This is a genomic window from Streptomyces sp. NPDC054847 (assembly GCF_053610925.1).
The window spans coordinates 1-8,699 of the sequence record NZ_JBSGZJ010000312.1; the positions used below are offsets into that span (position 1 = coordinate 1).

Annotated in this window: 7 protein-coding genes and 1 pseudogene; 7 read left to right on the forward strand and 1 reads right to left on the reverse strand. The window is 71.4% G+C overall.

Translation table 11 applies throughout. The annotated features are described in order from the left end of the window. The 6 genes and pseudogenes from ACWGH4_RS25300 to ACWGH4_RS25325 all read left to right on the forward strand — a co-directional run. Nucleotides 1-657: pseudogene (locus ACWGH4_RS25300) on the forward strand (hypothetical protein); the annotation flags it as partial. A 125-nt stretch (nucleotides 658-782) separates the two neighbouring features. After that, complete coding sequence (locus ACWGH4_RS25305; protein WP_441261404.1) at nucleotides 783-1,058, forward strand: hypothetical protein; 276 nt, start codon at nucleotides 783-785, stop codon at nucleotides 1,056-1,058. 311 nt (nucleotides 1,059-1,369) lie between these two features. Next, entirely contained in the window at nucleotides 1,370-1,831 is a 462-nt protein-coding gene (locus ACWGH4_RS25310) for a hypothetical protein (protein ID WP_453464928.1), read from the forward strand. A gap of 175 nt (nucleotides 1,832-2,006) precedes the next feature. Beyond that, nucleotides 2,007-3,548 (forward strand): pyridoxal phosphate-dependent aminotransferase, encoded by a 1,542-nt coding sequence (locus ACWGH4_RS25315; protein WP_453464931.1) that lies wholly within the window; start codon nucleotides 2,007-2,009, stop codon nucleotides 3,546-3,548. Between the two features lie 131 nt (nucleotides 3,549-3,679). Next, entirely contained in the window at nucleotides 3,680-5,128 is a 1,449-nt protein-coding gene (locus ACWGH4_RS25320; protein WP_453464934.1) for a basic amino acid/polyamine antiporter, read from the forward strand. A 22-nt stretch (nucleotides 5,129-5,150) separates the two neighbouring features. Continuing rightward, the gene (locus ACWGH4_RS25325; protein ID WP_453464937.1) at nucleotides 5,151-6,416 is read left to right on the forward strand and encodes an arginine deiminase; all 1,266 of its coding nucleotides are present in this window, start codon (nucleotides 5,151-5,153) and stop codon (nucleotides 6,414-6,416) included. Nucleotides 6,417-6,443: 27 nt separating this feature from the next. Here ACWGH4_RS25325 and ppk2 read toward each other — a convergent pair whose 3' ends face one another. Beyond that, nucleotides 6,444-7,424, reverse strand: a complete 981-nt coding sequence (gene ppk2 / locus ACWGH4_RS25330; RefSeq protein ID WP_453464940.1) for a polyphosphate kinase 2 — start codon at nucleotides 7,422-7,424, stop codon at nucleotides 6,444-6,446. Nucleotides 7,425-7,533: 109 nt separating this feature from the next. On the opposite strand from ppk2, the gene ACWGH4_RS25335 reads away from it, so the two are divergent. Further along, complete coding sequence (locus tag ACWGH4_RS25335) at nucleotides 7,534-8,661, forward strand: winged helix DNA-binding domain-containing protein (protein ID WP_453464943.1); 1,128 nt, start codon at nucleotides 7,534-7,536, stop codon at nucleotides 8,659-8,661. Nucleotides 8,662-8,699: the final 38 nt, after the last annotated feature.

Below are 8,699 nucleotides of genomic sequence, written 5' to 3' on the forward strand. Positions count from 1 at the left end.
GCCCGTGACGACGGGGCGCTCGAGCTGCCCACCCGCCCGGAGGACGACTGGCGGCCGGCGGAGGCGAGGACCCGGGTCCCCTGGGTCCGGGCCGGTGTCGGCACATTCGTCGCCGGCGTCATGCTCGGCGGTGTCGCGATGGCGGCCGGCGCGATCCCCGCCCCGTTCGCGGACCCGACCGCCGGGAAGCCGAGCCCGGCGCCCCGCGTCACCCCCTCCGGCGCGGGGGAGCGGAGCACCGGCGTGACCCCGCCCGCCACGGTGCCCGCCGTCCCGACCGCCATCGTCCCGGGAGCCGACGAACGCCCGCCCACCGCCGAGGACCTGACGGCCCATTGCCACGCCTACGAGGCCGCAGCGGCGGCAGGCCGGAACCACGAGAAACCGGGCGGGAACGCGAACGGCGGCAGGACCGACGAGCGGCGGACCGACGGCGACGCCAAGGAAAATGCCGTCCGCGAGCGGCTGGCCGCAGTCGCCGGCGGACCCGACCAGGTCGAGGCGTACTGCGCACGCCTTGCCGCGGACCGGCCGGCGGGCGGAGGGCACGGCACGGGGGCCGGCGAGAAGGCCGGCGCCGACGCACCGTCCCCCGTCGATCCCCAGGCCGGACCGGACAAGTGGCGTGCCCCGACGCAGAAGCCGTCACGGCAGTAGGGCGACACGCAGGAGTGCACGACTCCGCAGGGCCCAGGACCTGCGGGACGCCGTAAGAGGGACGCGGCCGTGCGACGCGGTGCGCCCGGGACCGTCCGCCGCCGCCCGTGCCTAGGGTGCAGGTTGTGGACCTGGACGAGGACCTGAACCGGCTGAGCCGCGACGAACTCGTGGCCGAGGTGAGAGCGCTGCGCCGGGGTATCCGTGCGCACCGGGACAGCTCGGGCCACGATCTGTGCTGGCACCACCCGCGGTTGTGGGGACTGCTGCCGGAGCGCGTGGAGCCCGAGGTGGCGGTGCCGCCGTGGCCGCGGTTCATGCGCGGCTGTGTCCGTTACCGGGAGTCCCTCCAGGCACAGTTGCCCGACGCTCCGGTCGACGACCGGGAGTACGGCGGCTAGACCGGTCGGCCGGCGGGACCTGCCCTGAAGGCAACGGGCCCTGACGCAACGGGCCCGGGCACCGGCCTGCTCGGCACGCAACCTGCCCTGACGCAGCGGGTCCTGACACAGCCTGCCCGAACCGGCCTGCACGACCACGGCCCGCGCGGTCGCTCCCCGGGCATGGCTTCCGTCAGACGCTCCGGCCGGGCCGAGGGTTGTACGCCGCATGCTGATTTTCTTGTGAGAACAGCCACCTGTGCCGTCCGTGATGCTCCCACCCGTGTTTCCGCTGAGTCCGGTGAGGCCATCGTTGTGGAAAGGCGGGTGCCGTGGACGATCACGGAGCAGGACTGCCGGACGCCAGGGGCATGCGGAGCTACACCGCCCGGTTCGTCACGGAGATGAGCGAGCGCAGCAGACTGCCGCTCGACTACAGCGTGACGAGCCTGAGACTGGTCGACGTCGTCGTCGACGGACTCAGACGCAACAGACCCGTCCGTACGGGAGTGGACCGCTACCTTCATGGGCTCGGCGCCTACACGGGCGAGGTGATGGTCAGACGCGCGGGCGCGTGCTGGATCGACCTCGACGCGGGACAGCGCGAGATGTTCGGCCAGCCGGTCGGCGTGCGCATGCCGGACGGGCGGGTGTGGAACCCGCTCGGCAAGGTCGTCAAACGGTTCGAGCACGGCCCCGGCGAGTCGGTCGAGCAGTTCTATCTGCTGCTGCACGGACGGCGTGCGCCGCGCGTACGCCGGGGTGCGGCACAGCAAGCGGCCTGTGGCCGATGACCTGGGGTCGGGCTCCCGCCACACGGGCGCCCCGGCACAAGGAGCGGGCCGTCGGCATCGGTGAACGAGCCGCCGCCGGCGCTACGGGAGCGTTGAACGGCGCGTGACCTCCGCCCGTACCTTCTGGCGGCCCGTGTGGATCCGCACGGGCCGCCAAAAGGCAGGGAGGCACGTCTTGGCCGGCAGCAACGGCAACGGCAGCAACGTCACCGCGCTCTTCCGCGCGTCCACCGCGCACAGCCCGTCGTACTTCACGCTGGACCGGGCGGGCGGCGGCGCGGCCGGCGAGATCGTGGACTTCTGCATCCCCTGCAACCCGTACTTCCCGACTCCCGCCATGTTCGACGAGCTCGGCAGCAGGCTCAGGGAGATCCTGACCTACTACCCGAGCGGCTCCGAGACGATCACCGCCGAGCTCTGCCAGCTGCTCGGCCTCAATCCCCAGACGGTCGCCATGGGCAACGGCTCCACCGAGCTGATCACCTGGATCGATCATCTGCTCGTCCGCGAGTCGCTGGCGGTTCCCGTGCCCACCTTCGGCCGCTGGACGGACCAGCCGATGGAGACCGGCAAGCGGGTGGACATGCTGCTGCTGCCCGAGGCGCGCGGTTTCGTCCTCGACCCGGCGTCCTTCGTGCAGTTCGTACGGAGCAGAGGCTCGCGCGTCGCCGTCGTCTGCAACCCCAACAACCCGGACGGCGGACTGCTCCCCAAGCAGCAGGTGCTGTCCCTGCTCGACCAGCTCCAGGACCTGGACCTGGTCGTCGTCGACGAGTCGTTCCTCGAATTCGCCGACGCCGGGCAGGAGACCAGCGTCGCGGCAGAGGCCGTGCTGCGGACGAACGTGATCGTGCTGCGCAGTCTCGGGAAGAACTTCGGCCTGCACGGGGTGCGTTTCGGTTATCTCGTCGCCAACCCGGGTCTCGCCGGGAAGGTGCGTGCCGCGCTGCCGAAGTGGAACATCAACTCCTTCGCGGAGACCGTGGTGTTCATGCTCAAGCAGCACCGCCAGGAGTACGCGGAGAGCCTCGCGCAGGTGGGCCGCGACCGGCAGGACATGATCTGGCGGCTGTCCCAGCTGCCCGGTCTCACCGTCTATCCCTCGCAGGGCAACTTCGTGTACGTGAGGCTGCCGGAAGGAGCCGACGGCGCGATCCTCAGGGACCGGCTGCTCGCGGAGCACGGCGTCCTGGTGCGGGAGTGCGGTAACAAGATCGGCAGCTCCAGCCGGTTCGTCCGGCTGGTGGTGCGCCCCGAGCCGGACGTGGCGCGGCTGGTCTCCGCGATGGAGCTCGTGCTGTACGGCGAGCACATCCGGGCCGCGCCCGCCCCGCCGCCCGCGCCGGAGCCGCCGCAGCCGATGCTCGCGCAGATACCCGCGCGGTCCCAGCCGTTGCCGCGGGTCGACGCGCAGGCGCAGGCGGTACAGGCGCAGGCCCAGCAGCCGGCCGTGGCGTCGATGCCGGCCCAGGCGCAGGCCCCGCAGCCGGTCCCCGCCCCCATGCTGGCGCAGGCGCCCGCCCGGGCCCAGCCGCCCGGGCCCCAGCCGTTGCCGCAGCACGCCCCACCGCTCGCCCTCACGCGGACCCAGCCTGCCCAGCAGCCGCTCGCCGCCCGGGGCCTGGCGCCCGCTCAGGCCGCCCGGCCCGGCGCGGCGGCAGCCGCGGGCTACACGTCGGGCACGGCGGCGGTGGACCGCCTCATCTCCCAGGCGTGAGCGCCGTCGGGGGCGCGCCGACGGCGGGCGGCCGGGCCCCGGACACTCCGTACCCGGCATTCGTCACAAAACCGGCGGACAGGCGATAGATTCCCCTCTCGGTGACGGTCGGCCGTACGGAGCGGGGAGACATGACGACCCAGGGGGAAACCACCGCGGAGACCCGGCCGGCCGTCAAGCTGTCCTTGATGACGCTCACCGCCATGGTCGTCGGATCCATGGTGGGCGCCGGAGTGTTCTCCCTCCCGCGGCGCTTCGCCGACGAGACCGGCGTCGCCGGCGCGCTCATCGCGTGGACCATCGCCGGCACCGGCATGCTGATGCTCGCGTTCGTCTTCCAGTCGCTGGCCGTGCGCCGGCCCGACCTCGACGCGGGCGTCTACGCCTACGCCAAGGCCGGCTTCGGCGAATACCTCGGCTTCTTCGCCGCCTTCGGCTACTGGGCCAGCGCCTGCGTCGGCAACGTGACGTACTGGGTGCTCATCATGTCGACGATCGGAGCCGTCTGGCCGGCGCTCGGCGACGGCGACACCCTGCTCGCGGCGGTGCTGTCCTCGATCGGGCTGTGGGGGTTCTTCCTCCTCATCCGGCGCGGCGTGAAGGAGGCCGCCGCGATCAACCGGATCGTCACCGTCGCCAAGGTCGTCCCGATCCTGGTCTTCGTCGTCATCGCGCTGTTCTACTTCGAGGCGGACGTCTTCGCCGACAACTTCGGCGGCGCCGACTACGCCGGCTCCCTCTTCGACCAGGTCCGCGGGACCATGCTCGCCACGGTGTTCGTCTTCCTCGGTGTCGAGGGCGCGAGCGTGTACTCGCGGCACGCCAGGCGCCGGGCCGACGTGGGGCGTGCCACCGTGCTCGGCTTCCTCAGCGTCTTCGCGGTCTTCGCCTCCGTCACCATCGTGTCGTACGGGATCATGCCGATGGCCGAGATCGCCGAGCTCCGCCAGCCGTCGATGGCCGGCGTCCTGGAGGAGGCGGTCGGCACCTGGGGCCAGGTGTTCATCAGCGTCGGCCTGATCGTCTCCGTCCTCGGCGCCTATCTGGCCTGGACGCTGATGGCCGCGGAAGTGCTGTTCGTCGCCGCGAAGGACGACGACATGCCGCGCTTCCTGAAGCGGTCGACCGCCGCCGACGTGCCGGAACCGGCGCTGGTGATGACGACGCTCCTCAGCCAGGTCGTCCTGATCGTCACGCTCTTCTCCGACGACGCCTTCAACTTCGCGCTCGACCTGACGAGCGCCCTCACTCTCATCCCGTTCCTCCTCGCCGCCGCCTTCGCGCTCAAGATCGGGTTCAGGCCCGACGACCGGACCGTCGGCGGCCGCGGTTCCGGCCGGGAGCTGACGATCGCCGCCGTCGCCACCCTCTACACGGCGTTCCTGCTCTACGCGGCCGGGCCGAAATTCGTCCTCGTCTCCTTCATCGTCTACGCGCCCGCCACGTTCCTCTTCGTGAAGGCCCGCAGGGAACAGGGCAAGAAGCTGTTCTCGCCCGCCGAGAGCGTCATCTGCGCCGTCTCGGTGGCCGGCGCCGTGCTGGGCGTCGTCGCCCTGGCCGCCGGCTGGATCACCCTTTGACCCGGAGACCAGGAAGGCTTTCATGACGACCGACACCACCAGCAGCGCCCGCCCGTCGCACGGCGTCCACTCGGAGGTCGGCAGACTCCGCAAGGTCCTGGTCTGCGCCCCCGGTCTCGCGCACCGCCGGCTCACCCCGACCAACTCGGACGATCTGCTCTTCGACGACGTGATGTGGGTGGACAACGCCCAGCGCGACCACGCCGACTTCGTCGACAAGCTCCGTGAACGGGACGTCGAGGTCGTCGAGTTGCACGACCTGCTCATGCAGACCATGGCGATCGGCGAGGCCCGGTCGTGGCTCCTGGACCGGAAGATCACGGCCAACGAGGTCGGCATCGGTCTCATCGACTCCACCCGCGCCTTCCTCGAGACGCTCGAGCCCCGAAGGCTCGCCGAGTACCTGATCGGCGGCCTGGCGACCGCCGACCTGCCCGACGAGTTCCGCCCCGGGTACGTCGCCCTCGCCCGCGAATCGACCGGCGTACGCGAGTACCTCATGCCACCGCTGCCCAACACCCTCTACACCCGCGACACGACCTGCTGGCTCTACGGCGGCCTGACCCTCAACCCCCTCTACTGGCCCGCCCGCCATGGCGAGACGCTGCTGATGAAGGCGATCTACGAGTTCCACCCCGACTTCGCCGGCTCGACGGTCTGGTGGGGCGACCCGGAACTCGACTGGGGCCAGGCCACGTTCGAGGGTGGCGACATCATGCCCGTCGGCGGCGGCGTCGTCCTCATGGGCATGAGCGAACGCACCTCCCGCCACGCCATCACGCAGGTCGCCGCAGCGCTCTTCGCGAACGGCGCCGCCCGGCACGTCATCGTCGCCGGCATGCCCAAACTGCGCTCCGCGATGCACCTCGACACCGTCTTCACCTTCGCCGACCGCGACATCGTCACCCTCTACCCGAAGATCATGGACGCGGTGCACACCTTCTCGCTCCGCCCGTCCGACAAGGCGCCCGGCGTCGAGATCACCGACGAGGGGTCGGCGGCCTTCACCGACGTCGTCGCCCGGGCCCTCGGCCTGTCCGGGCTGCGGATCATCGAGACCGCGGGTGACGTCTACGCCTCCGAACGTCAGCAGTGGGACAGCGGGAACAACGCCGTCGCCGTCGAGCCGGGCGTGGTGTTCACCTACGACCGCAACACCCAGACCAACGCCCTGCTGCGCAAGGCGGGCGTGGAGGTCATCACCATCGTCGGCGCGGAACTGGGCCGGGGCCGTGGCGGCGGCCACTGCATGACGTGTCCGATCGTCCGTGACCCGGTCGACTTCTGACCCGCCGGTCCGCGGCGGCCGGGCCGCTCAGGCTCCCGGCCCACTGCCCGGGTGCGCGCCCGGCCCCTCGGCATGACCGGCGAGCGGGGTCGGGGACAGGGAGGCGTTCTCCTCACCCGGCTCCAGGAGCGTGTCGGCCGCCCCGACGATCAGAGGATCCGGCCGTCCGATGGCCTCCGGGTCCTTGCTGTCGTAGTCCACGCGCCACAGCAGACTGCGCATGGCCTCCAGGCGACCGCGGCGCTTGTCGTTGCTCTTGACCACCGTCCACGGGGCATGGTCGGTGTCGGTGGCCCGGAACATGTCCACCTTGGCGGCCGTGTACTCGTCCCACAGATCCAGCGACGCCACGTCCGTGGGGGACAGTTTCCACTGGCGCACCGGGTCCACCTGCCGGATCGCGAAGCGGGTGCGCTGTTCCGCACGCGAGACCGAGAACCAGAACTTGACCAGGATGATCCCGTCCTCGACCAGCATCCGCTCGAACTGCGGGCACTGGTGCAGGAACAGGTCGTACTGCGGTTTGGTGCAGAACCCCATGACCCGTTCCACACCGGCCCGGTTGTACCAGGAGCGGTCGAAGAACACGATCTCGCCGGCGGACGGCAGATGGGCCGCGTAACGCTGGAAGTACCACTGCGTCGCCTCGCGTTCCGTCGGCTTCTCCAGCGCCACCACGCGGGCGCCGCGAGGATTCAGCCGCTCGGTGAACCGCTGGATCGTGCCGCCCTTCCCGGCCGCGTCGCGTCCCTCGCAGATCACGATGAGGCGCTGACCGGAATCCTTGACCCAGCGCTGCAGCTTCAGCAGTTCGATCTGCAGCACACGCTTCTGCTGCTCGTACTCGGCTCTGCGGATCTTGCGGTCGTACGGGTAGTTCTGCCGCCAGGTCTTGATCGGGCGGCCGTCCCCGTCCAGGAGCACCGGGCGCTCCGGCTGGCTCTGGTCCACGGTCATACCGTCGAGCAGCGCCTGCCCCTCCGGGTCCCGCTCCGTCGCGTTGCTCATGGCTGTCACCTGCCCGGTCCCGACGCCGTCACGTATCCATCATGATCCCATCCGACAGCTCTCGCCATTGCGGACAGAACCTGTCCGCAAGTCTCGGTAGCGTTCGGGCATGGCTTCGAAAACCGCGACCCACCCCGTGCTCGGCACCCGCGCGCTCAACCGCGCCACCCTCGCCCGGCAGCTCCTGCTGCGGCGCGCGACACGGGCCGAGATGCCCGTCGCGGCGGCCGTCGCGCACCTCGTCGGGCTCCAGGCGCAGAACGTGAAGCCGCCCTACTACGCGCTCGACGCCCGGCTGGAGGCGTTCGATCCGCAGGAGCTCTCCACGCTGATGGAGGCCCGCGAGGTGGGGCGGCTCGTGACCATGCGGGCCACCATCCACACGCACACCGCCGACGACTGCCTGCGGCTGCGGCCCCTCGTCCAGCCGGCCAGGGACCGCGAGCTGGCGCAGTTCCGCGCCGGGCTCGTCGGCGTCGACCTCCAGCGGCTCGCCGCCCTCGCGCGCGAACTCGTCGAGGAGGAGCCGCGGACCATGAAGGAGCTGCGGGAAGCGCTCCTCGCGCACTGGCCGGACGCCGATCCGTTCGCGCTGTCCGTCGCCGCCCGGTGCGCCCTGCCGCTGGTGCAGGTCACCCCGCGGGGACTGTGGGGCAGGAGCGGCCAGGTCCGGCTCACCACCGCGGAGCGGTGGTTCGGCCGGCCGTCGGAGTCCGCGCCGGACGCCGAGGACGCCGTACGGCGTTATCTCGCCGCCTTCGGGCCCGCCTCCGTCAAGGACTTCCAGACCTGGTCCGGGCTGACCCGTACCCGAGAGGTCTTCGAACGGCTGCGGCCGGGGCTCGCCGTGTTCCAGGACGAACACGGCGTGGAGCTCTTCGACCTCCCCGACGCGCCCCGGCCCGACGCCGACACCCCGGCGCCGGCCCGTCTGCTGCCCGAGTTCGACAACCTCCTGCTTTCGCACGCGGACCGGCGACGGGTGGTGTCCGCGGGGCACAAGGGCCTCACGTGGCGGGGGAACCAGGCGTACTGCACGTTCCTCCTCGACGGCTTCCTCGCCGGGACATGGCGGCTGGAGGAGACGGCGGACACGGCGACGGTGACGCTCGAGCCGTTCGACGCGCCGACGAGGGCGCAGCGGGAGGAACTGGCGGGGGAGGCGGAGCGGATGCTGCGGGGGATGCGGGCGGGGGCGGCGCACGAGGTGCGGTTCGGGCCGGTGCGGGGGGCGTAGCGCCTGCGGCGGGCGTTTTCCCCTACCCGCCCCTTCCC

Coding starts and splice junctions, on each gene's coding strand:
- ACWGH4_RS25320 (WP_453464934.1), top strand. CDS start 3,680: ATGACGACCCAGGGGGAAACCACCGCGGAGACCCGGCCGGCCGTCAAG.
- ACWGH4_RS25325 (WP_453464937.1), top strand. CDS start 5,151: ATGACGACCGACACCACCAGCAGCGCCCGCCCGTCGCACGGCGTCCAC.
- ppk2 (WP_453464940.1), bottom strand. CDS start 7,424: ATGAGCAACGCGACGGAGCGGGACCCGGAGGGGCAGGCGCTGCTCGAC.
- ACWGH4_RS25335 (WP_453464943.1), top strand. CDS start 7,534: ATGGCTTCGAAAACCGCGACCCACCCCGTGCTCGGCACCCGCGCGCTC.